The organism is Candidatus Bandiella numerosa (assembly GCF_029981845.1).
Taxonomy (GTDB): Bacteria; Pseudomonadota; Alphaproteobacteria; order Rickettsiales; family Midichloriaceae; genus Aquirickettsia; species Aquirickettsia numerosa.
Map to the genome: position 1 here is coordinate 954,115 of NZ_CP104164.1, position 24,331 is coordinate 978,445.

The 24,331-nt window shown below is 31.7% G+C and carries 20 protein-coding genes and 2 pseudogenes; 5 read left to right on the top strand and 17 right to left on the bottom strand.

All coding sequences use genetic code 11. From position 1 onward, the window contains the following. Window positions 1-14 precede the first annotated feature (14 nt). Window positions 15-1,454, top strand: a complete 1,440-nt coding sequence (locus N3Z17_RS04475; RefSeq protein ID WP_282471535.1) for an Npt1/Npt2 family nucleotide transporter — start codon at window positions 15-17, stop codon at window positions 1,452-1,454. On the opposite strand, the gene N3Z17_RS04480 is transcribed toward N3Z17_RS04475, so the two are convergent. The 6 genes and pseudogenes from N3Z17_RS04480 to N3Z17_RS04505 all read right to left on the bottom strand — a co-directional run bounded on the left by N3Z17_RS04480 (window position 1,451) and on the right by N3Z17_RS04505 (window position 13,195). After that, window positions 1,451-2,767, bottom strand: coding sequence for a UDP-glucose dehydrogenase family protein (locus N3Z17_RS04480; RefSeq protein WP_282471536.1), 1,317 nt, complete (start codon window positions 2,765-2,767; stop codon window positions 1,451-1,453). The genes N3Z17_RS04475 and N3Z17_RS04480 overlap by 4 nt on opposite strands. 66 nt (window positions 2,768-2,833) lie before the next feature. Further along, window positions 2,834-3,013: a hypothetical protein gene (locus N3Z17_RS04485; RefSeq protein ID WP_282471537.1), complete on the bottom strand. Its 180-nt coding sequence runs from the start codon at window positions 3,011-3,013 to the stop codon at window positions 2,834-2,836. 79 nt (window positions 3,014-3,092) lie between these two features. Continuing rightward, complete coding sequence (locus N3Z17_RS04490; RefSeq protein ID WP_282471538.1) at window positions 3,093-4,130, bottom strand: PI-PLC domain-containing protein; 1,038 nt, start codon at window positions 4,128-4,130, stop codon at window positions 3,093-3,095. After that, window positions 4,130-4,504: a hypothetical protein gene (locus N3Z17_RS04495; protein ID WP_282471539.1), complete on the bottom strand. Its 375-nt coding sequence runs from the start codon at window positions 4,502-4,504 to the stop codon at window positions 4,130-4,132. Before N3Z17_RS04495 ends, N3Z17_RS04490 begins: the two co-directional genes overlap by 1 nt. Before the next feature lie 207 nt (window positions 4,505-4,711). After that, window positions 4,712-5,143: pseudogene (tnpA, locus tag N3Z17_RS04500) on the bottom strand (IS200/IS605 family transposase). 63 nt (window positions 5,144-5,206) lie between these two features. Next, window positions 5,207-13,195 carry an NACHT domain-containing protein gene (locus N3Z17_RS04505; RefSeq protein ID WP_282471540.1) on the bottom strand — a complete coding sequence of 2,663 codons (7,989 nt, stop codon included), beginning with the start codon at window positions 13,193-13,195 and terminating at the stop codon, window positions 5,207-5,209. 305 nt (window positions 13,196-13,500) lie between these two features. On the opposite strand from N3Z17_RS04505, the pseudogene N3Z17_RS04510 reads away from it, so the two are divergent. Then, window positions 13,501-14,655: pseudogene (locus tag N3Z17_RS04510) on the top strand (IS3 family transposase). 100 nt (window positions 14,656-14,755) lie between these two features. On the opposite strand, the gene N3Z17_RS04515 reads toward N3Z17_RS04510, so the two are convergent. From N3Z17_RS04515 to N3Z17_RS04565, 11 genes are all read right to left on the bottom strand, one after another. After that, complete coding sequence (locus N3Z17_RS04515) at window positions 14,756-14,884, bottom strand: CDGSH iron-sulfur domain-containing protein (RefSeq protein ID WP_282471541.1); 129 nt, start codon at window positions 14,882-14,884, stop codon at window positions 14,756-14,758. Beyond that, the gene (locus N3Z17_RS04520) at window positions 14,877-15,383 is read right to left on the bottom strand and encodes a ProQ/FinO family protein (protein WP_282471542.1); all 507 of its coding nucleotides are present in this window, start codon (window positions 15,381-15,383) and stop codon (window positions 14,877-14,879) included. The genes N3Z17_RS04515 and N3Z17_RS04520 overlap by 8 nt, the downstream gene beginning before the upstream one ends. Window positions 15,384-15,385: 2 nt before the next feature. Next, window positions 15,386-15,637 carry a hypothetical protein gene (locus N3Z17_RS04525; RefSeq protein ID WP_282471543.1) on the bottom strand — a complete coding sequence of 84 codons (252 nt, stop codon included), beginning with the start codon at window positions 15,635-15,637 and terminating at the stop codon, window positions 15,386-15,388. Beyond that, window positions 15,622-15,915, bottom strand: coding sequence for a hypothetical protein (locus N3Z17_RS04530; protein WP_282471544.1), 294 nt, complete (start codon window positions 15,913-15,915; stop codon window positions 15,622-15,624). Before N3Z17_RS04530 ends, N3Z17_RS04525 begins: the two co-directional genes overlap by 16 nt. Window positions 15,916-15,922: 7 nt before the next feature. Then, a complete protein-coding gene (locus tag N3Z17_RS04535) occupies window positions 15,923-16,198 on the bottom strand; it encodes an HU family DNA-binding protein (protein WP_282471545.1) in 276 nt (91 codons plus the stop codon). A 28-nt stretch (window positions 16,199-16,226) separates the two neighbouring features. Further along, window positions 16,227-16,433: a cold-shock protein gene (locus tag N3Z17_RS04540; protein ID WP_282471546.1), complete on the bottom strand. Its 207-nt coding sequence runs from the start codon at window positions 16,431-16,433 to the stop codon at window positions 16,227-16,229. Window positions 16,434-16,503: 70 nt separating this feature from the next. Continuing rightward, complete coding sequence (locus N3Z17_RS04545; protein WP_282471547.1) at window positions 16,504-16,794, bottom strand: WGR domain-containing protein; 291 nt, start codon at window positions 16,792-16,794, stop codon at window positions 16,504-16,506. Between the two features lie 49 nt (window positions 16,795-16,843). After that, entirely contained in the window at window positions 16,844-18,175 is a 1,332-nt protein-coding gene (locus N3Z17_RS04550) for an ATP-dependent DNA helicase (protein WP_282471548.1), read from the bottom strand. 142 nt (window positions 18,176-18,317) lie between these two features. Further along, window positions 18,318-19,088: a ParB/RepB/Spo0J family partition protein gene (locus N3Z17_RS04555; RefSeq protein WP_282471549.1), complete on the bottom strand. Its 771-nt coding sequence runs from the start codon at window positions 19,086-19,088 to the stop codon at window positions 18,318-18,320. A gap of 168 nt (window positions 19,089-19,256) precedes the next feature. Continuing rightward, a complete protein-coding gene (locus tag N3Z17_RS04560; protein ID WP_282471550.1) occupies window positions 19,257-19,712 on the bottom strand; it encodes a DUF4113 domain-containing protein in 456 nt (151 codons plus the stop codon). Further along, window positions 19,681-19,977, bottom strand: a complete 297-nt coding sequence (locus N3Z17_RS04565) for a mobilization protein (RefSeq protein WP_282471551.1) — start codon at window positions 19,975-19,977, stop codon at window positions 19,681-19,683. Before N3Z17_RS04565 ends, N3Z17_RS04560 begins: the two co-directional genes overlap by 32 nt. 441 nt (window positions 19,978-20,418) lie before the next feature. Between N3Z17_RS04565 and traA the strand changes: the two genes are divergently transcribed. The 3 genes from traA to N3Z17_RS04580 all read left to right on the top strand — a co-directional run bounded on the left by traA (window position 20,419) and on the right by N3Z17_RS04580 (window position 24,331). After that, a complete protein-coding gene (gene traA / locus N3Z17_RS04570; protein ID WP_282471552.1) occupies window positions 20,419-22,650 on the top strand; it encodes a Ti-type conjugative transfer relaxase TraA in 2,232 nt (743 codons plus the stop codon). Between the two features lie 206 nt (window positions 22,651-22,856). Further along, window positions 22,857-23,609 (top strand): hypothetical protein, encoded by a 753-nt coding sequence (locus N3Z17_RS04575; RefSeq protein WP_282471553.1) that lies wholly within the window; start codon window positions 22,857-22,859, stop codon window positions 23,607-23,609. A gap of 8 nt (window positions 23,610-23,617) precedes the next feature. Further along, on the top strand, window positions 23,618-24,331 hold the full coding sequence (locus N3Z17_RS04580; protein WP_282471554.1) for a toprim domain-containing protein: 714 nt from the start codon (window positions 23,618-23,620) through the stop codon (window positions 24,329-24,331).

Sequence of the window (24,331 nt, forward strand, 5' to 3'; positions counted from 1 at the left end):
TTAGTAACATTGAATTGGTAATTTCACAAATAAAAAAAACATCGTTAATTATAGCTCTATTTTTTACTATGCTTTTAATGCAAAATTTAGTTAGAAATATGAAAGATAGCCTTATTGTTACGTATATCTCTCCTGAAGTTATTAGTTATATAAAATTATATGCAGAAATTCCACTTGGTATAATGTTTTTTATAATTTATACATTAATTTGCAATCATTTTAGTCCAGAAAAAGCCTTTAGATATGTAGTCAGTTTTTTTATTTTATTTTTCTTTGTTTTTAGTTTTTTTTTATTACCAAATTTGACCTTTTTTTTACCAGATAAAGTATATATTGATTCTTTATCTTATAACTACCCATATTTAAAGTGGTTTGTAATAATTTGGGGAAATTGGTGTTTAGTACTTTTTTATATATTTGGTGAATTATTAACAATTGTTTTATGTACAATATTATTTTGGCAATTGGCTAATAAAGTTAATTCATCTTGTGATGCTAAAAAGCATTACCCATTGTATACGTTTTTTGGCCAAATAAATTTAATTGCATCAAGTCAAATAATTTATTGGGTTTTAGCCAAATACCAAATGTCGTACCAATCTTACTTGACAAAAACAGAAGATATATTCCAATTGCTTACTATAATTTTATGTTTATGCGGATTACTTAGTCTAGCGATCCAAAAATATATAGATAAACAATATATATCGAAGGATATTATAAATAATCAAGTGATAAATCAAAAAAATAGATTAACATTACATCAAAGCATAACAACTATTCTCTCTTCAAAATATTTAATGTTTATTTTCTTTCTTGTTTTCTCTTATGGTGTATGTGTCATATTAATTGAAGGGCTATGGTTTTCTAAAGCGAAAGAAAAATATCCATTGATATCAGATTTTATGCACTATCATGCAACTGTAATGCTATGGGTAGGGATAAGTTGTATATTTTTTTCAATTCTAGGAAAATTTATTTTAAAATATTGTAATTGGTTAGTTTGCGCTATTATTACTCCCTTAATTTTTATGACATTAGGAAGTTTTTTCTTTGTTATAAGCTATTTTCAAACAAGTGTGGAATTAATTATCAATTATCAGGCTTTATCTTTAATAGTTTTTTTAGGAGGATTACAAAATATAATTTCTAAAGGTTCAAAATACACACTTTTTGATATGAGTAAAGAAATGAGCTATATACCACTTAAAGAACCAATAAAAACAGAAGGGAAAGCAGCAGTGGATTTAATAGGGTTTAAATTAGGGAAAGCTATGGGAGCTTTTATTCCATTTTTTATATTTACATTGTATCCAAGTTATAATTATCAGGATATAGTATTACAATTATTAGTATTCTTTCTATTATTTTGTGCAATATGGGTGTATTCTGTAAAAAATTTATCTATAGAATACAATGATTTAACTAATTATAAAAATACTATTATTAATTAACCTATGCCATAATAATCAAATCCTATGTTTGTCATATGTTTTTTAGGTAGTATATTCTTACAATCATATATTATAGGATTTTTCATTACTGTTTTTATTTTATCATAATCTAATTTTTTAAAATACGTCCACTCTGTTAAAATTATTATGATATTACATTCTGTAATAGCTTCATAAACATCTTCATAGTATTCTATTTTATCATCCTTGAAATACTTTTTTACATTCTCTAAACCTTGGGGATCAAATATTTTTATCTTATAATCATAACGTATTGAATCTAGTAAGTGTTTTAAAATACATATACTAGGACTATTTCTAACATCGTCAGTATCTGCTTTAAAAGTGACTCCTAATATCCCAATTGTATACCTTGTACTTGATACATTATGCTTTGCCAATATATCCAGAATTTTTATTCCTAATTTTTTCATTCTGCTATTATTATAATTATATACAGATTTAATTATAGGACATTCTATATTTTCTGTATTAGCTGTATTTAGTAATGCTTTAGTGTCTTTTGGAAGACAAGATCCTCCAAATCCAGGACCTGGATTTAAATAAGAATGGCCAATTCTTTTATCAAAACCCATACCATAGACAATATCTTTAATATTACATTTTAATGCTTCAGAGATATCAGCTATTTGATTTATAAAAGATATTCTTGTTGCTAGGTATACGTTAGAAGCATACTTAATCAATTCTGCAGTTTTATTATCTGTGTATATAATTGGCACTTTTAGTGCATTAAAATAAGCATACAGCTTTGAAATTACTTTTTTTGCGTATTCAGAATCTGTGCCTATTACAATCCTATCAGGAGTCATAAAATCGTTTATAGCTAGTCCTTCTCTTAAAAATTCTGGATTTGAAACAATATGGCAATTTATATTTAAAGTGATTTTATTTAAATGTCTTTTGATTTTATCGGCAGTTCCTACTGGTACTGTAGATTTGATTATAATAACAACATCTTCCTTAGCATTTTTAATAATATCTTCTAATGCCTCATTGATATATTTCATATTTATTACGCCACTTTCTTTAAGTGGTGTTCCAACTGCGACTATAATGATCTGATTTTTACTTAAAAAAGTTTTATTATAAGTAAAAAACAAATTTTTATTTGCAATGTTTTTCTCTAATAAATTTTTTAAGTTAGGTTCATATATTTGACATACTCCTTCCGATAAAGCTTTGATTTTTAACTTGTCATTGTCAATACATACTACCATATGTCCTAGTTCTGCTAAACAAACCCCTGTCACTAATCCAACATAACCTACTCCAACTATTGTAATTTTCATATTTTTAATTATTACTTGAAAATAATTATATTTCAAAACTTAAATTAACTTTGAAAAATTTAACTCTTATTCAATTTTATTGCATTGTGAGCTCATAAAAAAGCTTTTTACAATTAACTTTTCAGTCTTTTTGATAAACTCCATTGTATTAATAGTATCAACAGTATCTGCATTTTTTAAAGCTTGAATTAGAACATCAAGTGACTGTTGATTTGTAGAAGGCTCTATCATAACAAATAATCTCATAAAACTGTCCACTAATGATTAAAAAGCGATATACTGGCCACCATAAATGATATGATTTTAGCTGCCTCACTAATGTATTTTACAATTCTTCGTGAGAATCGGTTGTATTGTATTCAAAAAAGTATTCATAAATTTTTGAAAAAAATCCTTTTTCTTCCGATGGAAAATAACATCTTGCTCCTGAGCAATATTCATCTTTATAACATAAGAAAACACCTGATTCTTTTTCTATAAAATCAATAGCAATTATTGTGGGATAAAACTTATCTTTTATGTCTCTAGATTTGCAATAATTCAAATGAGTGCTTAGACTTCGTAAGGAATCATAAGATTTTGAAAATTCTTGCTGCGCTAAAGCGATTTTATATGGAATTTTTGACATTTCCAGACCTTGATCCAGTAACTCATAAAAATTATGCAATAATGGCTTTACTAATATGTTCATTTCTATTAAAGCAGATATTGGACTAAAATTATTAAAACAAAAGATGTTTATATTAGGATCATCATATTTAGCCCTTCCTTCTAATCTTTCTTCACATTCTTCATATCTTAAAAAATGAGGTATGTTGTAATGTAGAAGCGTAGTACTTTCATAATATTTATAATGGTTTTCTTTATAAAATCCTGGAGGATGTATCCCTGTAACTGCATCCTTAGTATGGCTAGTAAAAAGAACAATTTTATTACACATATCATCTAGATTAGCTGAATTTGGATTCATTTTATATAGATATTTATCAGCTAATCCTTCTTTATTAATAACTCTGTAGATCAATGAATTTGGTACATAATTTTTTAATAAAACAGTAACTGTAGCACATTTTTGTTTACTAAGCTGGTATTCAAGAAAATTAGTAAACTCTTTAAATGTATCATAAAATAAAATATCTTCACCAGTTATTGGTTTAGCTATTCCATTGATGTTGCTAGAACCATGCTTTAATACAACTGCTTTTCTCTCACTATCAGCATGAGTATCTAACATAAAGCCCCTGACCCCAATCTGCAATTGGTCTTTAATAGATAAATGTTGCTGAGGCCAAATTATAAACCCATTAGAAGAAGAGGCAAAAGAGTTATGCGATGTAGGTACACAGCTTTCTCCATATAACATTATGCCCAATCTCCATCAAAATTACTCATAAAATTATCCATAAAACTATCCGAACAGTTTGATGTTTTATATGCTGTGCTCATAAACGCATTTTCGTGTGAGTAATGAGCAACATCAAAACTTGATTTCAATTCGTTTGGCAAAGAAAGGTAATTATCATATCTTTCACATAAATAGCTAAAAAATTGTGCTATATATTCGATACTAGCTTTATCAGCTGTGGATCCATAATCTTGTAAATAAGTCAAAGTCAAAGAAAAATCATACACTTGTTTAGTTTCATCTACCGTTAAAGTTTGCTTTAGCATTTTTTTTTCAAATAGATCTGTAGGTGGTACAGCAATACTTTCAATACAAAGTTCGTTTTTAGACATATTACCTCTATACACTGTGGAATACTAGGACATTCTACTACAGTAATGGCTCTATTGCAACACTATGTACAACTTCAGAAGATATTGGAATTAAAAAATATAAAATTTTGAACAAAATATGAGACACCGTCTTCAATCTCTTCTGTTAGAAAAGTGAATCACTACCCCCCCTCAAGGCGGTAGCTTCGGTTACGCTTGCAAAGCGGATTAATGAGATGAAATCTCAAAATTATCTCGTTTGTGGTGCATCTCTTGTTCTTCAATATATTTTTGCACTTGTTGCTCATTTAGATTCCCTACTGTTACAGCAAAATAACCTTTAGCCCACATATGCTGTCCCTAATATCTTTTCTTCAAATGCGCAAACTCCATCATTACTTTGCGACTACTTTTTCCCTTCATATATTAAACTAATTTTGAGATTGAAATACTAGGTGGGACCGAAACTAACATATGAACATGATCATGGCTCAATGATCCGGTGATGATATCTACGTAATTGACCGTACATACCTCTCTAATTAACTCTCACACTCTTTGTGCCACCTCTCTTGTAATTACCCTATACCTATACTTTGTGCACCAGATGATATGATATTTTAAATCATATGTGCTATGTGAGCCTTTTCTGTATTCCATCCAAAAATAATACTAAAGTGTTTGCCTAAAGGCAAGGGTGTTAACCCTATCCACAGGGGGACATTATAAATCTTCTGCTATTTCTGGGTGTTGATCTATATCCAAATCATGAAGAGCATCTTGTTTGTTATTTTGTAAGTCAATTAAGCTCCTTTCTTCTAATGCCACTCTATCATTGTCATTACTATACTCGTTATACATGATAACAATATCTTCTTGCCAAATGTCTCTCTCGAGTGAATTTATAATTAACTTACTAGACTTCAAGGTATTTTTCTGCTCTCCTTCTTGATATAATCGATACAATTCCTGAACATTGTTATATGTATATTTGAGAGCGTATAATGCCACTGTCGCTGATGGGGCCACAATCATACCAAACACACCCAGAACCTGCATTACTGCCTCTATGTATTCTCCTTTATAAAAATCATATGCTATTGTTAGACCATTGAGTCCGGCAAAAGCAGGTATCCCATGATGAGGTGAGAATTTACTATTTAACATATAGTAACTTAGGCCATTTATAGCTTGAATCCCCGCTTTTTCAAATTCTCCTTGATATAGATTATATAGCGATGTTATTGGCGTTGTTATCACCACTATTAATGCTCCAAAAACATTTGGCAATAACTTATTATATAACACAACCCCATCATAAGCTGTATCTAGGCTGTGTTTTAAATTAGGCTCTAAATACATCTTTGCTAAATCTATTCCTATATCAGCTCCTTTGGAATAAATACTTACTTTCTGAATCGTTGGCAGCAACTTTTCTGCTAACTTATTGCGTGCGTTTTCATATACAACTTCTTTCTTCCCTACCAGTTCCTCGAATTCATTAATTATTCCAAAATCTGCACCCTTCCCTCCTTTATCTGGATGGAGGGCTAACTTCATCAATTTGAAGTCTTTCTTATCCCATGAAAGAGGGTGTTTTTCAAACACCCTTTGCATACGGTCATCGGTTAGTGTTTTTACATATTCTTTACCTAATACATTCCTTACTTCTGCAACTTCTTCATCATAAATATATCCTAATATTTTAGTCCTGGCATAGTCATTGTTTATAACTGCACCGAGCACAGTATTGGCTGCATTACTAACTTTATTGTTCAACTCACCTGCTAAATTTACTAAATACTCCATAAAGACAAAGTTACCCACTGCATCACTCCCATCAACTTGATTATTAACAACTAAAGTAGTTAGTGAATAATGCTTCCCTACTGACAGATGAGTCGGAGTAGGAACGGGTCCATCAGCTACTTTGACAGCTTCATACATCGGAAGAGGAGCTGTGTTAGAGAAAAGTCCAATTAATTTGTTATTTTCCTCAATCTTCAACATATAATCTGGGTCCAACAAGGTATTTTCCAATAACAGTGAATGTAGACCAACAGCAGCTTCTTGCGTAGCTCTTGCACCCGTTAAGCATAGTACAAAATTTTCTATAACCTCCGGTCCACAGTTATTATACCTTTGTTGCTCTACTCTAATTTGTTCAAATTTTATTGGGTGTTCGAGATTGTTTGCCTCAAATATCTCTAATACAAACCTATTTAAGCTTAGAGGTAGTACTTGATTTTCTGAATCAAAGTACTTCACAGTTAGCCAACTTCCCCTTTGATCAATTACTATCCCAACCCAATGCATCACCCCATCTCCTAAAATAGAAGGGATGAGGAGTGGCATTACAATTGTTTGCCTCCCTCCACTTGCCAACAGACTTACCATCTGAGATAGGTCTTCTATATTACTAGTATCTTTAATGATCTGACTTGGTAATAATTTCACTCCTAATTCATCAGCATCACCTAAATTCGCTATCCTCAAAGCCAAAAGACTACTCATCGCAGCAAGACGATACACTTCAAATCCATCACCGATTAAATATTCTCGATATGCTGATGCTGACCCTTTCTCTTCCTCCTGAATATCTATTAACACATTATCTTTTTGTATAGGCCTTATAACGCCCATATTGTAGAGCATTCTAGCCTGATCTAAGCTAAAGCCACCAGCTACTTGTCCAGTAATACTTTCTATATAAGCTATACCTTGGTCTATTTTCTTTAGTGCTCCCTTATCAATACTTCTTGAAATATCTTGGATCTGCCTCAAACCTTCTGCTATTTCTGACAATTCATCAAAATTTTGCACTTTTCTTGCTTCATCATTCAACTCATCAGCTAAAGAAGAACATGAATCTTCAATGAATTTTTTTACATCACGAGCATACGTAACTCTCCCACGCTCTATTATTTTACATTTTACATCTTCATTAATATACCTACCACAATAAGCAATTGCTTTAGCACCAAAATCATAATACCAGAAATTATTTGCCTTTTTTTCGCCCTCAAGGAAATTCTCGGCGAATACTTTTTTGGCTAGATTGATATAAGGAGAGTTTATCTCTTCAAGATAATTAAAGAATTCCCTCAATGCTCCTAACTGCTTATTTCCGGAAAAAGCAATAAACTGAACTTTAAGGTGCTCTTCCAGCCCTTCAAGATCAAAAGTTTCCAATGTCTTTTTCAGTGCTTCCTGTCTTACTAATTTCTCTAATTTATAATTTTCTTCAAATTTTCTTATAAAACTTTCAGTACCTTCATTTGGCGTATTTCTTAAAACACCCAATACTTCTCTAAATGAAGGAGTATCTTGTGATATTATGACCTCATATTCTCCTATGAAGCACAACTCTCTATTATCATCACTTACCACAACTGCATAATCACCTTCCCCAGCAACTCGTAACATTTTTGCCAAAGATGTCGTATAATCAAGATTCTCTCCTAAATATTCTAAAAGCCCTTTACTAACATCTCTTAAACTCATAAATACTTTTCTACTAAATTCTCCTCTATTCTTACTCTCCAGCAGCCCACTGACTGCATAATAAAATATCTCCCTTACTCCACCTATGTTTCCATTCCAAACAGAACCTGATATTGCATCGTAAATAACATCTAATGAAGTTAGAGCAGACATGAAGTTATTAGACCACTCATCAGCTCTAAATTTTAACCTATCGGCTAATTTCTGAGAAAAATACTCCCCACAAAAGCCAACTGCCGATAAGCCAAAATCAAGTGCCCAATAACTACCAGAAGAATCCCATTCTTCCTTAGATGACAACTCTTTTGCCAAGATTTCTCTAACTTGTCTCTGTGCTAATATATCGAAACTATTAATATAGGTTTCCAAAGCTTTTAAGCTGTCTTTATTTGCACAATATTCTACTATTTGCTTCTCAACTTTTTCACCATCAAACTCATTTGTCTGCTCCCCTCTCTGAGCACGATCGACAGGTGCACTCTGTTCCATGTCATGAGTTTTCTGCTTAACTGCACCGCAATTTTCTTTCACATCCATTAACTTTTGATGCCACAATTGGCCAACAGTACTTTCTTCTAACAGCTTTAGATTATCATCAGATAGAACTCGCAAGCACCTTTTGATTAAATTTGTCTCCGCAACCCCTAATACATCAGCGCTACCTGAAAGATCGCCATATAAAGCACCCCAGAAATTCTGCACAAGTAGCTCTTGGCTTAGATCAAATCTAGATAGAAATTTACTACCACTTAAACTTATCTGTGCAGCAAATTGAAATATTACCTGGTAACCGGGCATATAGTGCTTATATTGTTTAAAGATTTCTTCCACATCAGAGTCGCCACTCGATAAACCAGAAACAATTTTTAGTGCAGCAAAATACTCCTGATATGTGGCATGATTAAATTCCAAGGAATACTGCCCTCCTCTTTGTTCAACCGAAATAAGCCCTGTATCTTTGAGGTCTTTCATTATATCATCGTCGAAATAACGATCACGCAATGCATTCTTAACAACTTCGTAATCTAAGTTAAATGCCTGTTTAAATGCAAATGCTTGTAACACATCCATATATAAGGCTGTGCTTGTATAAAAGAAATGCTCTTGTTTTAATTCCAAATGGCTTTCAACTTGCAAATGTTTGTCTAAGAATATTGACAGTTTGCCTTTTAAAAATCTTTCAAATAAATCAATTGCACCAAGTGAAACATCTTGAGAAATCGGGATCTCCCCCCCGGCTTGTAATACTTTATAATCTGCAACCATCTCTGTTTCAAAACCATCACAAAAAAGGTAGCTTTCCAATGGTATTCCAAGTGTTGATCTGATATTCTCTGGACTGTCTTTTATTAATTTTTGATACTTCCCTATTACTTTTTCAATATTATCGTTATCCTTACCATCAAAAACGGCTGTTATATATTCTTTAACATACTCATCCCTTTCGTCATCTGAATATTCATTAAGCGTTAAAAAAAGATCCAAATTTCTATTATGTGGCATAGGTACATTATGTGCTGCATACGGCCTAGTCGCCAGCACTAATTGAGTCTCTTTAGATAAAGTTGACATCCAAACACCTAATTTTTGTATAATAGTTGCATCCTTTATCTCATCAAATCCGTCCAAGAAAATCTTAACCTTACCTGGTATTGCAATGTCATGCATAACTGCTGCTAACTGCCAATCAGGCCAATCTACACCAGACATTTTTTTGTTGAATAACTCACCAATAGTTGCTTTACTACCTTGGAATTCTAAATGAGCTAGGTTCAGTCTTATTACCCATGAGTATTTATCTATCATCGATTCCTTAACCCATTTCTCTCGTTCATATAAACAGAAAGAGGATTTACCACGACCAGCATTAGCAGAAACTATGCAAAAGTTCTCGTTCTCGATATCGCTCCTCTCTACAGTATTTTCTTCTGTAAATCTATAAGAATTAGCAACCGGCAATTCAACATTACCAGATTCCTGCACACTCACTTCTTGCTCATTTACATCAAAAACTATGTAACTATTCTGATATGCAAATTTTTCATCCTCACTTAAATCATCACCAATACAAATGTGCTTAACATGCTCTTCCTTTCCATACTTTTCAAGCTCTTCTCTGTCCTCTATTAAACGATATTTAGTATTTTCATTAGCTTTTTCTTCTCCTCTTACAACCCTATCCTTAAAAGAATCATGCCCCAATATTTTCTTTATCCTCCCTAAATCTTGTCCTTTAATAACAAATAAACTGGCTTCTGCAGATAATAGTATAGCTGGCCACTGGTAAACCGCCTCACCCTGTACCAATTCATTCTCTATATAGACACCATATGGCAATCCGAGCTCTAATTCTTTAGGTTTTTGTTTATGCTGATCTAATATATCATAAAGAAAATCAGCCCGTTTCATAGCTTGATAAACACCAGCACCTTTGTCATTTGTCAATGCTGATAATGTATAGTCCTTTCCTGCAATATTAACGATCTGATCACTATTCTGCTCTATTACCTTATCTACTAGCTCATTTGATAACTCATTCTCAACTTGCATTTCTTCACCATACTGATCAAAACGCGTATCACCTTTTCGGACTAATATAATAATCTTCTTTTTATTTTTTTTAGCACTTTCTAAAATTTCCGTCAATTCATCCATTTCAAAGGGTATATTATCACCAGCACCACTATAATCAAAAACAGCCACCTGCATTTGATCTCCATTCAGTATTGTAGGCGCATACTCCAGATAATTGGAAGTTCCTCTGAAAAATGCATATTGATCTACATGCATTTTTTGCTCTTTAATCGTCTGCGCGATTCTTAATTCAAGACCAGGTGAACTTTCAACTCTTACTATACCTCCTCCATCTTTTTCTAAGAATCCTTTGATTTCAGGCAGTGCAGAACCTTCTAACACTGATACTTCCACACTATCAGCAAGAAGATAAAACCTTAATGCATCTCCTTTTGCAGATTCTATAATATCTCGAACTGTTTCTGAACTAAGATCACAAACTTTAGGATCGGCAAACCACTCCAAAACCTTTTGCCCAATATTCGCACAAAATTCAGATGAGGCAATCGACGTTTTAACAGCTGTTTCCTCCTGAATTTTTCCCAGCATTTCTCCGAAATTTAGCTGATTGACCTTTAGTATAAATTGATCTAGAAAAGCATTAATTTCATCCCCAAGAACGTCAGATAAAATTTCCTTTGGGTTCTTTATATCAACATTGATTTTAAATGCATCCTTCTCTTTTGCTCTTAACCAGTTTTTAAAACCTTCATTATCTTTTATTACTTCCTTAGCTGCAGCTTTGCTGGCTTTTGCAGCTCCTTTTATTACTTTAGCCAGGACTTCATCATCCTCTTGGGCAAGTTTGATTACTGCTCGTGCTTTTTTACTTATTTTTGCTGTGCCATCTATTTTAAATTCCTTTTTCCCATTTTTATTTTTCTTTGCAAAATCTTTAAATTTCCCTATAATATACGTGGAGGCTTCTTGGTAATCATTATCCTCTATCTTAAAATCCAACCCTCCATCATGTGTTGCAACCTCCTTTGAACTTGCTCGGATAGCAGTAATAAATTCCTCTCTGCTGTCTCCCTTTTTGAATCTTAGTGTTTTTCTTCCTAAATCTAATTCAGGAATATCTATCACACAATCTTCTAAAAAACTATCCTGCTCCTCTACATCTCTATTAGTATAAAACACATAGTAGCTCTCTTGCTTTTTATGTGTTCCCTTCTCAAGTCTATACCAAGAATCAAAATATTTAGCTAAACTAGCCTCTCCTTTATAATTATTGCTAGTAAAATCAGACTTATTATAATCATCCTCCCCAGATTTTTTGGAGCTGTGTTTTGCTTGTAAGAAAATTACCTTATCGTCATAGTTTAAAACTAAATCATCAAATTTCTCAAAACCTTCAGCCTCAGTAATCAATCGGAACTGTTTCTCAGAATCAGCTTGTAGTGCGACCCAAGTCAATAAACTCCATTGATATAAATTGCCATGTAAACTATATTTCAACCCTTCAGCTAACATTTGTGGCTTATCTTCTATTTCTACCCCGGTTACTTTTAAAATTTTTTCCTTTAGTGTGGTATCTATAATATTGCCGCCTATATTTAAAGCTTGTGTCCACTCCTTTTTAATCACTTCAGCAGAAGGTTTCTGGAACACAAGTTGTTTTCCATTATTTTCCTTGATAAGCTCTAAAATATCTTGATCATCTATATTCTCTGGTATAACCTTTATTCTGGTTTTACCGTTAGGTAATTCAACAGCCTCTATTTCAACTTTATCATCTATAAATTCGTACAATGCCTTCTCCACTTCCTCAAGCTTCTCAGTATTAAATATTATATGATACCCGTATTCTTTCGGATCTTCTTCTGTTCTAACCTCACATTCAATATCACACTCTACGTCTTTGCCAATCAATTCTTGAAGCTTATCACTTTCTGAGCTACGCAACTCTATTGTTGCTACTCTTATAGCTCTCAACTCTAAAGCGGCTACTGTCTCTGCATGCACCTCATTTGCGTATATTACTGCATATTCCTTTCTCAATACTTTAATGCCTGCAACATAGTTACCTGTGGGAGAATAAAATCCTACTGCATTCTCTATATCTTCAGCTCTCGCCAGTACCTCTATATTCTTTAGTGCAAATAAGCCACAGGCTATTGCAGGAGATTCTTTTTGTGTCTTCTCAAGATATTCATGAAATTCCACATCATCTCCTAAAATTCCCTTCATTTCTTTTTCAAAACCTTCTCTTTTATGACCTAAAGAATCATTATAAGCTACTTCTATCCCTTCATTATCATTTCTTATAATTGCAAATGCTATCCAATGATTGGTACCTATATTATATGCTCCTACTATCCTCTCCCCTTCTTGAAGATATCCAAGCAACGGCTCCAGCAATGCTACCGTATTTAACTGGTCATGACCACTTCCTAATGCCCCAGCAAATTTTACACCTTTCACATCTCGCAACAACATATTGCCTATAGTCAATATATCAGTCCCTTGATACTGATAATTCATGTTATTATTTTGGTTAAAAGCGTTGTCTGATGCATGTTGGTCAACGTCAGGGACAGGATGAGCCATACTGGAAGAAATAACTTGATGGCCTTTTTTATGGTCACTTCCTTTTTTCTTTTCTAAGTTGTTACTGCTTTTATAATCATCCATATATTACCACCCTTTCATATATTGGTTTTAGAACATCTTAATTTGTCACAATACCATATAATAAATCATTATATTTTAATATTAAAAATATAGCAGAGTATTAATATAGCAGAGTATTAATAGCACGATAAAAATAAATTCTTTAAAATTTAAAATTTTCATTTTTTTATCGCAAAATATAACAAATTGTAGAGTTTTGCTGATTTTAAGCATAGCTATCTAGTCACCATAACATCGCATGCGCTTTAGAGGTGATCCTAAAAAACTGGACAGGAAGGAAAGGATAAATTCTGATATAAAAACAAATAAAATATCGGAAAAAGAAAAAATACAGCCCAGTATTCAAAACGAAAGTAGCACTCAATTAGGGAGGAAGGGACGTTGAGTGAGCTATCAGCCAAGTATGGAGTCAATGCGAATATGATCAGTAAATGGAAGAAGCAAGCATTAGATAATATGAGCAGTGTATTTTCTAGTAAAAGTGAAAGGTCAGCAATAACAAATGAACATCAAATAAAGCAACTGCATGCAAAAATAGGGGAACTAACAGTAGAAAAGGATTTTTTGCAAGATGTATACGAAAAACTAGGAAGGAATGGAGGCTTGAGATGATAAAGAGCAATCAAGAAGAGATAAGTATATCAAAGCAATGTCAGTTGCTGCTGGTGTCCAGGTCAAGCTGTTATTATAAGCCTAAAGGTGAAAGTTCTGAGAATCTAGAGCTCATGAAGAAGATAGATGAGATTTATTTGAAATATCCATTTTACGGCTCTAGACAAATGAGTTTGCATTTAAAAAAAGAGGGTAAATCTGCTTCTAGACATAGGACAAGAAGGTTGATGAGAATAATGGTAATAAGCGCCATCTATCAAAAGCCCAATACTAGTAAAAAGAATAGTCAGCATAAAATATATCCATATTTATTAAGAGATAAAGTCATCAGTAAGGCGAATGAAGTCTGGTGTAGTGATATCACTTATATCCCGATGAACAGAGGCTTTATGTATTTGGTAGTAGTAATGGACTGGGCCTCTAGAAAAGTGTTGTCATGGAGATTATCAAATACCCTAGATACTTCTTTTTGCTTAGATGCATTAGAAGAAGCGATATATCTATATGGCAAACCAGATATCTTTAACACAGATCAAGGAAGTCAATTTACCAGTTATGACTTTACTGACACCCTAAAAAGCCATAATATAAAAATATCTATGGATGGCAAAGGATGCTGGATGGATAATGTTTTTATTGAAAGATTATGGAGATCTATTAAATATGAATGTATATATCTTCAAGAATTTGATAATGTTTACCAATTAAGAAAGGTTATTGCTAACTGGCTAGAGTTTTATAATAAGAATAGACCACACTCAACATTCGCTGGACTTACTCCAGAAGAGGTTTATTATGGAGATAATTCTAATGGCTTAATGCCAAAGAATAACAAGTTTGCAGCTTAATTTTGACAATAGAATTTATCCTTTGCATTGCTGCATAACTGTCTGACCAACTAGGACCACCTCTTTTATCAGCCAAAGCTGTATATGTAATTGGCTTCCTTCATTGCTCATCTTCCTTATGCGACCCATCACAAAAAGGTTGTTTCTTGCTTAATCCACACCCACACCAATAGTATGTTTTACCTTTATTTACTCCAACTCTTATAGAGGGGCTTTTGAAGTTACTCATTTTTATTTTCTACTTTAAAATTTATGCCTAGCTTTGCTTTATCGCCATTGGTATTCACTGAATGCGCATCCAACAATTCTAACTTATTATCCTTATTATTAGGTTTACTTCCCTTGTTGGGTTTGTAATGTTTCTTTTGTTCCAGCTTCTTACTTTTTCTGAGTGCAATCTGTTTTTTTATCTCTTCTTGTGTTTTTGCAAGTGATTCAACATCTTCTTTTGTAACAATTCCAGCTTCATTACCTTCTAAATCATACCTTGCTGCACTTTCAATATGCAATTTTATATATTCCTTTTGTTCAGCGTATAATCTTAGAAACTTTCTGATTATTGTTTTGCTGAATTTTAATTCTTCATCATTAAAAATATCTCTATGTATTCCTTTTTTAAATATAAAAACCTTACCTCTCATAAAAAACTTTGGATATCTTTGAGATAATACATCAAACACCTTGTTGTAATTCTCGGGAGACAGTAGATGCCATTTATTTCTTCCCATTTTTATTCTTTCCTATTATTTTTATTAAAAAACTCTGAAAGTGACTTATTCTCAGCCAATCTTTTTGCTTTTGCTTCGCATCTCTTTTCGTCCTCCTTTAGGCTTTTTCTTAATACTTCTATTTCTTCATCTGTTAGCTCTACTTGCCAAGGCCTTGGATAGCTTTTTTTAACAAATTTACCATCCATTTTGTCAGCCGGTCTTTCTTGATTATTATCTGAAGTTACCGTAGTACTTATTAATTTGCTTGCCATTTACTGCTAATAACGCTCCTAAAAAGTATCTTAAAAGAAATCCATGCTAAAATAGCTGAATAAATGAGGCAAACATTGCATCCCAATATTCCTTCATGAGTATGTATTATTGTACCACTCATCATTCCTGCTGAAATTAATAATAGCTGTATGCCAATATGGGTTTTCCTCAAATAACTGTAGAATTTCTTAGTTTTAAATACCTGATTGGCAATCGATAAGACCATTATTATAAACAATGGTACAATATGTAAATAATGCATTAAAGCTTCTTTCATACTCAAATTACTTATTATTTACAATTGCTTTAAAATCAGAGCCTACTGAAAAACTTATTCTTCTTTGTGCAGGGACTTTAGCCATTGTTCCTTTTGGTGTTTTCACTTCTGTTGCTTCTTTATTTTTTGCTTTAAAGCTTCCAAATCCTGTGAATCTTAATTCATCATTATCTTTCATAGCTTGTGCTATACATTTAATAACAGCATCAAAGCTCTTACTTGCTGCTGTTTTTGTTGTATCAAGCTCTTTTGATAATTTTTCTATAAATTCTGCTTTATTCATTTTTGGTCTCCTTTTAAGTTATTTATAATTAAATTAATTCAATATTTTCTGCTGATTCTTTGCCTTTATTTGCAACAATCTCAAATTTAATCTTTTGATTATCATTTAAACCATCAAGCCCAGCTTCCTCAACTGCTGATCTGTGTATAAATATATCCTTTGATCCATTGTCTGGAGCTATAAATCCATATCCTTTGGTAGAATTATACCATTTTACTGTTCCCGTTATTTTCATATTACTTTTTTATAAATTGTTTTTGTAGAGTTAATTATTATTGCTAACCATCATATTAGCTTAAAATTAATTATTTTCTATACTTTAGCACATATTTATGAGCTTTCCTTGTTTTTTTAATTTCTTCTATTTCATTTATAGCCTCATCATAAGAATCACAAGATTGAATAATCAAGTTACCCAATTTATTATCTTTCCCACCATAGCATTTGATAATGCTCCATTCATGGAACAAATCTTGTTGTAGAATCACAATATAATAACGGTCCTTTGACTCAAAATAATATCTTTTCCAAAGATGGCTTTGGATAGCTGGAGGATCTGAGCTATATTTGGCCTTATATTTTAGTGAATTTGTCATAATGTCTATTTTTTTGCCTTTAAATTTTCCCAATTAGACATCCTCTTCTTCATCTCTCGTTCAAAACGCGTTCAGAATTTAAAAATCCAGTAATTCTTGGATCTGCAGCTATAAAATGCTTTTTTATTGGAGCTTTTAAGGTAATGCCATCAAGTGAAGTACAGCGACTTAAAGCTACATAAACTTGTCCTGGACTAAAAACTCTATTGCCAAAATCAACAACGATATTATCAAATGTTTTTCCCTGGCTTTTGTGTATTGTTATAGCCCATGCCAATCTAAGTGGTAGCTGCTTAAATGTTCCAGATAATTGAGCTACAATCTTTACTCCATCATATATGTATTTATAAATTTTCCACTCATATGGAGCCACGTTAAATGTCATTTTTTTATCTGGAAACCAAATACTTAAAAAATCACTTCCATCTTCAGCTTTGTTTTTACCCTTTATAACTCCTAAGCTTCCGTTTACCCATCTGCCTCTGTGATCATTTTTAAGCATCATTATTTGAGATTCAATTTTATATTCCAATGCCTGTAGGGTAGGGTAAGACTCTTTTCCAAATTCTCCATCAATAATAGCATTTGCTTTATATAATTCACCTTTGAGTTTTGATAAATGATTATTATTTATTTCATCTGCCTTACTATTGGTAGTAGTTAGATTAATATAAAAATTATCTTTCTTTGGTTTAAAATCCTCTATATATCTTTTATTAAGAGTTGCTATCTCAGCGTAACTTATATCGTTTACTCTAATTTTGTTTAATAAATTTATAAAACTATCATCTTTCTGTCTATAGACTTTTGTTAGCTCTATTATTTTTATTTTTGTTTCCAAATAACTATTGCTACTAAAAAAATAAGGCGATTTATAAAATGATTTAAATATCTCTTCCTCCTCTCTTTTTACTACAGGGGGTAGTTGATATAAATCTCCTAAAAATATCATCTGTACGCCACTAAAGCGTTGATTTCTTTTGGGACCATATTTCATAAGAAATAGGTTGATACAATCTAGTAAATCAGCTCTTACCATCGATACTTCATCTATAACAATGGTATCAAGATTTTTGTATACAGAATTATCCTTAGGTTTAACCTTCCCCATTGCAATTTGATCAGGAGTTACATCCATTTTAAAGTTAAAGAATCTATGTATAGTTTGTCCATCAACATTTAATGCTGCAACGCCTGTGGGAGCGAGCACAGCATAATTTTTCTTTGTGTGTTGGCAAAAATATAATAATAAAGTTGATTTACCAGCCCCTGCTTTCCCTGTAATGAAGACACTATCGCTACTTTCATTCATTATTTTATAAGCTTCTTTGAATTCAGTGGATAGCTCTAGGTTATTTTCAGTATTAGATGAATTATGCATATGCTCTATTGTTATTAAAAAACATAATTATCAGAGGTAAAATGAAAAGCTATAGCTTTTTTTAATTTATGTACAAATAGCTCATATTTTTTATTTATAAATTCCATTATTTAAATCTTATATAATCAAATATTACATAAGTTTAGGGGATCGTTTTTACAAAAAAATTTAATAAATATTTAGAAAGTTCTTTTTTATCAATATTGGCGTTTTTTGAGAATTGTAATTTATCATTTTTCCAGCTAGCAAATACAGTGCCATCAAAAGATTGAATTGTTTCATCATCGTAATTTTGCTTTTTACCTAAAATTATATCGTTAACTAATTTTTCAATACGATTATATCCAGCACTTTTTCTAATTTCTTCTGCAATATCAATTAAAGCTTCTTTATGCTTATCAGATTTTTTAGCAATAAGATAAATCGCCTCAGCAGATTTAGCAGAAACCTTAGACATATTACTAACAGCATCCCAAATTGATTTATCAATTTTGGCAAAATAAAGATAACTAATCATTTTATGTCTAGAACATCCTATTAATTCAGCTAATTTTGTTTGAGACAAATTAAGTTCTTTTTGTAATTTTGCATATGAAATTCCTTTAGAATAATCAGAAATAGCTAAATTCTCATTTTCTTTAATCTGTGTAATAGCAGCTTTAATGTCTGATATATCAGTGATAATGGCTTTTAATGGTAGATTAGCATTTAAACAAGCCTGAAGTCGTCTACTACCTGCAATAACTTCATATTTAAATTTACTGTTTTTTAATTCTCTAACGAAAACCGGTTCGATTTGTCCATTACGCTTAATATCTTCAGCTAAAAGATTAGTATCACCAAATTCAAAAGAGCTGCGATCAGCAAATTTCCATCTAGTGCAATCCCTTGGGTCAATATCAATAATTTGCATAGTTAATAACTAAGTATTGTATGCTATATATTATATAAATAATATATAAAAATCAAATAATAAATAATGTTCCGCACGGGACACTTTTTATATTTATAAATTAAATAATAAATTACTATTCAAAAAACTAAATACTTATATTTTTATACTATAAGAAAATAATAGAAATTAATTAATTTTTATTATTTGAGTAATTCTTTTTTTAATAGAAATATAAATTTGTTTAATTTCATCTTTCTGCTTTTGTAATTGCTTACGTTTATAAATATTAGCATTGGTATTATTTGCTTTAGAAAGAGCAATTAGTTGTTTATCAATTTGTTGATAAGTTTTTAATAATTTGTCAGTTTCACATTTGAGCAAATTAAAATCATTAGAATCAAGTAATTTATCATAATCTAAATTACCTAATTGATCACCAAAGCATACAGTATCCTTGCCAAACTTTTTATTGATTTTATCTATAGTTAAAAACAATTCAGGATTAAATAAATCTTTTTGATTTGAAGACGTGCTTTTTTTAGTTTTATTGATAATTTTACTATGTTTAGGAACTATATTTTTAGATACAGTGCTTTTTTTGTTACCAATATCATTCGGACTTTTTAGCGCTTTCTTTATCATAATCTAATCCAAAAACATTTCTGTCAGATTCTCGTGTTAAATATTCATCCATTAATTTGACTAATTCATCATATTCGTTTTTATTGATATATTGTTCAATAAAATAGCTACCAACAAGAATCTTGCGTCTAGTTTCAAGTTTACGCTCTTTAGTTTTTACTCTATATTCTAATAACTCAAGGCGAGCTTTCAAAACAGCTTGCTTACTCTTAAGCTTTTCTATCTTTTCTTTAGTTTTATTATCCAAAATAATAAGTATATGCATTACCATAGGCTATATAATAACAAATATTGACAAGAAGTGCAAATAAAAATAAACTAAATATATTTATCTCAATGATATTAATTGCGCGCTACGTTGTTGCAAGCAACAACAAAAATGCTTTAGTCCTTTAAGTATGGTAATTAGCTGTGTAGATCAAATATGGATAAGTTATTATAAAAATAAGATGGATTGTTTATAAAAAATAGGATTTGATAAAATAAGAAATGAGAAAGCCAAAATACAAAATTAACTCTTTTGGTATATTAAATGCCCGATATCATTTTGTAAAAATTGCTAGTTTAAAAGAGTTATTAATTAATTTTAAAAATGCTAAATATCTAATATTTGCTGACTTATTAAGTGAGATTGCATTTATTGAAATATTAATTTTAAAAGTACAGCAATATTATATTGTGGATAGATATATTATAGACAGATAATATGGCAATATGTCACTTTAGTTATAAAATGTTTACAAGAAGTAAAGGTCATTCAGCGGTGGGGAAAGCTGCATATAGATCAGCAGAGAAGTTATATGATCAAAGATTAGATAAGACATTTGATTATAGTAATAAAAGTGATCTTTTATATAAAGAAATTATGTTATCAAAAAGTGCACCAGAGAAATTTTTAAATAGGGAAATATTATGGAATGAAGTAGAAGCTTCTGAGAAGCGAAAAGATTCACAATTAGCAAGAGAAATAGAAGTATCATTACCAAAAGAACTTACAGAAGAACAAAACATCAAACTCGCAAAAGAGTATGTTAAAAATCAATTTATATCTCTTGGGATGATAGCAGATTTATGCATTCATAAAGGTCATGGTAGAGATCAGCCGCATGCACATATAATGCTAACAACTAGAGAGGTGTCAGAAAAAGGTTTTGGAAAAAAAGTAGTAGAATGGGATAAACAACCTATTTTATATAATTGGAGAGAAGAATGGGCTAATTGTGTAAATAAGCATTTAGCGAAAGCAGGTCTGGATATAAAAATAGATCATAGGAGTAATAAAGAGCGTGGTATAGACCTAGAGCCACAGAATAAAATAGGCCCAAATGATGGTAGAGCAAGGTATAGTGATAAGCTATTAGAGCATGAGGGCATAGCGAGAGGTAATGGAGAAAAGATCTATAACGATCCAAGTATAGCAATAAAGGCGTTATCTCATTATAAATCAATATTTACACATGAAGATATAGCTAGATTTGTAAACACACATACGTTGGATGTTGAACAATTTGAGAAAGTATATCAAAAAATAAAGAATTCAGAGGAATTAATAAAATTAGGTAAGGACGATAGGGATAGAGACAGGCACACAACAAAGGAGATGCTGGATATTGAATATAGGATGGTGAGGCAATCTCAGAGTTTAAGTGATGCAGCAAATCATCAAATAGATTTGGAATATAGGGAGAGAGTTATAAATGATAAGGGGCTAAGTGAATCACAAGGAGAAGCATTTAGGCATATTACAGGTGATAGAGATATGGCATGTGTAGTTGGATATGCAGGAAGTGGCAAGAGTTATATGTTAGGAGCGGCAAGAAAGGTATGGGAGAAAGAAGGATATAATGTGGTAGGAATGGCGTTATCTGGAATAGCTGCTGAAAACTTAGAAGGAGAAAGTGGCATAAAGAGTTATACGGTAGCAAACAGAATGGTTAATTGGAATAATGAAAGAGAGAGGTTGCAGAAGAATGACATAGTAGTGGTGGATGAAGCAGGTATGTTAGGCAGTAGAGATTTATCAAAGATCATAGATGAAGTAATATTTGCAGATGCAAAGGTGGTGCTTATAGGAGATCCACAGCAATTACAAGCAATAGAAGCAGGAGGAGCATTTAGGGGAATAATAGAAAGAGTAGGACATGTTGAATTAAATGACATAAGAAGACAGAAGGAGAGTTGGCAGATTGATGCAACAAAATTGTTAGCACTTGGAGAAATAGGAGATGCAATTGGGGAATATAGAAAAAGGGGTATGGTGCATGCATTTGAAGATGTAGCAAAAGCAAGGGAGGCAATGGTAAATGATTGGCATGAAGCGGTATCAGAAAATAAATCTGCGATAATGTTGAGCTTTACAAAAGCGGATGTAAAGGCGTTAAATGAGAGGGCTAGGGAAGTAAGAAGAGCGGATAATGAATTAGGGATAGAAGCTAAATTTGATACGCATAATGGCAAGAGAGACTTTGCAATTGAGGATAGGATTTACTTTTTAAAGAATGATAAGGAGCTTGGAGTAAAGAACGGGACGCTTGGAACAATTGATGGTTTTGATGGATGGAAGTTTGAAGTTAATTTAGATAAAGGCGGGAAGGTAGTATTTGATATAAGAGATTACAATCATATAGATCATGGATATGCAGCAACGATACATAAATCACAAGGGATAACTGTAGATAAGGCATTTGTGATGCCATCAAAATATATGGATAAGCATAGTACATATGTGGCGATGAGTAGGCATAGAGAGAGTGTAGAGTTATATTGGAGTAAAGACAGGTTTAGAGATCAAAAAGATATGGTATGGAATTTAAGCAAGGAAGGACGTAAAGAATTGGCATTAGATTATTTAGAAAAGATTATAAGGATACAGCAAGTACTTTTGCAGTCAATAAGGGTGTTGTTGAACTTGATAGGAAAGATATTGAAAAGAGATTAGAGAAGCTGCAAGAAGTAGTAGATTTAGAGGGATATAATAGATATTCAGAGTTAGATAGGATTTTAGGAGAATTCAAAGAAACGTTTCAGTATTCATATATAGAAGATAAATTAGAGAATGGGGAAAGTGCAAGTTATTTAGGAAAAATAGATATAAATGGGAAAGAGTTTTCAATACTTGAGCAAAATGGAATAGGTGGGTGTTTAGTGAAGGATATAAAAATAAAAGATATAAAAGAGGGAGATGAGGTTATGGCAATTAATCAAATAGATAAAAAAGGCATTGAAGTAATGAGTTTAGTTAAGGATGAAGGTCACGGGATAGATATTGATAAAGAAGAGAAGTATGAATATTTGAAAGTAAAGGATGAAATCAAAAATATAGGAAGGAAGCTGTCATCAAAAGAAAATTATAAAATAGATAATAATATAACCACTAATGATATATATAAAGCTTTATACGCAAGGTTACAAAATGTATTGCCTGAATTTGGATTTGAGAGGAAAGGAAATTGTTATGTGTCAACTACAGGAAATAAAGTAGATGGAAGCACGGGACACAAGGGGAAAGTATATGTATATGCAAATAATCCAGGGATATTAGTAGATTATACTAGGGGAAGTAAGTCAATATGGGATTATGTAAGTGAAAATTACAGGATAAGTAATAAGAAGGATGTATTTGAGTATTTAGCAAGTAGTGCAGGAATAAAATCCTATTTTAGCGAGAAGCTTGATATTCTGAATGAAGGAAGAGAAAAGATGAAGGATAATGATAATGCAAATAAAATGAAATATTTAGATGGCGAGCTAGTAGATAACGACAAAGTAGAGCCGAAACAAAGTATATCATCAGAAATATGGGATAAGGTATATAGCTATTCATTAGAGAAGATTAATATCAAAAATAACCAAGTAATGAAATATCTCACAGAAGAAAGGGGTATAAAGAAGAAGTAGTAAAAGCCATGGGTATAGGGTATATGCCAAATAAGAGAGAGCTAATAGAGTATTTATGGAAAGAGGGTTTATCTTCTGAGAAGACTCAAGAAATAGTCAAGGCATTGGGATGTATAGGATATAGCCATAAGATGGTGATGCCATTTTATGGTAAGAAAAGTGAGATGCTGGGATTAGTGGGAAGAGATATAAAATATAATGAAGATTCAAAGTTTGGTAAATACATATACAGTAAGGGACTTGTAAAAAGCTCAACGATACTAGGGATAGAAAATATAGGAAAATCAAAGGAGATAACGATAGTAGAGGGAATGTTAGATGCAATGAATGCAAAAGTAAGTGGAATAAAGAATGTGGTTGCACTGGGCGGAACCGGAATGAATATCAAGCAATTAGAATTAATTGATAAATTAGGAATAGAGAAGATTAACTTATGTTTAGATAATGATAGCGCAGGGAAAGAAGCTAGTAAAAATATTGCGCTTCAGTTATTTGATAGAAATGACGAGCTTGAAATCAATAAAGTAAGTTTACCAAAGGGAATAAAGGATTTGGATCAATTAATAAGAGAAGAAGGTGTAAAAAAGGCAAATAATGTGATAGAAAAGGCAAAAGAGGTCAATGTGTATGAATTACAAGAAGAACGAGAAATGAAAACATTATCAAAGTTCCAAAAAGAGCGTGATGGATATGAATATGAATTGGAATATAAAAAAAGGTAA

Excerpts from the sequence above, each read along its gene's own strand:
- N3Z17_RS04580 (WP_282471554.1), top strand. The coding sequence starts at position 23,618 with ATGGGTATAGGGTATATGCCAAATAAGAGAGAGCTAATAGAGTATTTA.
- N3Z17_RS04480 (WP_282471536.1), bottom strand. The coding sequence starts at position 2,767 with ATGAAAATTACAATAGTTGGAGTAGGTTATGTTGGATTAGTGACAGGG.
- N3Z17_RS04485 (WP_282471537.1), bottom strand. The coding sequence starts at position 3,013 with ATGAGATTATTTGTTATGATAGAGCCTTCTACAAATCAACAGTCACTT.
- traA (WP_282471552.1), top strand. The coding sequence starts at position 20,419 with ATGGCAATATGTCACTTTAGTTATAAAATGTTTACAAGAAGTAAAGGT.
- N3Z17_RS04535 (WP_282471545.1), bottom strand. The coding sequence starts at position 16,198 with ATGAATAAAGCAGAATTTATAGAAAAATTATCAAAAGAGCTTGATACA.
- N3Z17_RS04520 (WP_282471542.1), bottom strand. The coding sequence starts at position 15,383 with ATGGGAAGAAATAAATGGCATCTACTGTCTCCCGAGAATTACAACAAG.
- N3Z17_RS04555 (WP_282471549.1), bottom strand. The coding sequence starts at position 19,088 with ATGCAAATTATTGATATTGACCCAAGGGATTGCACTAGATGGAAATTT.
- N3Z17_RS04505 (WP_282471540.1), bottom strand. The coding sequence starts at position 13,195 with ATGGATGATTATAAAAGCAGTAACAACTTAGAAAAGAAAAAAGGAAGT.
- N3Z17_RS04540 (WP_282471546.1), bottom strand. The coding sequence starts at position 16,433 with ATGAAAATAACGGGAACAGTAAAATGGTATAATTCTACCAAAGGATAT.
- N3Z17_RS04545 (WP_282471547.1), bottom strand. The coding sequence starts at position 16,794 with ATGACAAATTCACTAAAATATAAGGCCAAATATAGCTCAGATCCTCCA.
- N3Z17_RS04560 (WP_282471550.1), bottom strand. The coding sequence starts at position 19,712 with ATGATAAAGAAAGCGCTAAAAAGTCCGAATGATATTGGTAACAAAAAA.
- N3Z17_RS04490 (WP_282471538.1), bottom strand. The coding sequence starts at position 4,130 with ATGTTATATGGAGAAAGCTGTGTACCTACATCGCATAACTCTTTTGCC.
- N3Z17_RS04525 (WP_282471543.1), bottom strand. The coding sequence starts at position 15,637 with ATGGCAAGCAAATTAATAAGTACTACGGTAACTTCAGATAATAATCAA.
- N3Z17_RS04550 (WP_282471548.1), bottom strand. The coding sequence starts at position 18,175 with ATGCATAATTCATCTAATACTGAAAATAACCTAGAGCTATCCACTGAA.
- N3Z17_RS04515 (WP_282471541.1), bottom strand. The coding sequence starts at position 14,884 with ATGAGTAACTTCAAAAGCCCCTCTATAAGAGTTGGAGTAAATAAAGGT.
- N3Z17_RS04495 (WP_282471539.1), bottom strand. The coding sequence starts at position 4,504 with ATGTCTAAAAACGAACTTTGTATTGAAAGTATTGCTGTACCACCTACA.
- N3Z17_RS04565 (WP_282471551.1), bottom strand. The coding sequence starts at position 19,977 with ATGCATATACTTATTATTTTGGATAATAAAACTAAAGAAAAGATAGAA.
- N3Z17_RS04530 (WP_282471544.1), bottom strand. The coding sequence starts at position 15,915 with ATGAAAGAAGCTTTAATGCATTATTTACATATTGTACCATTGTTTATA.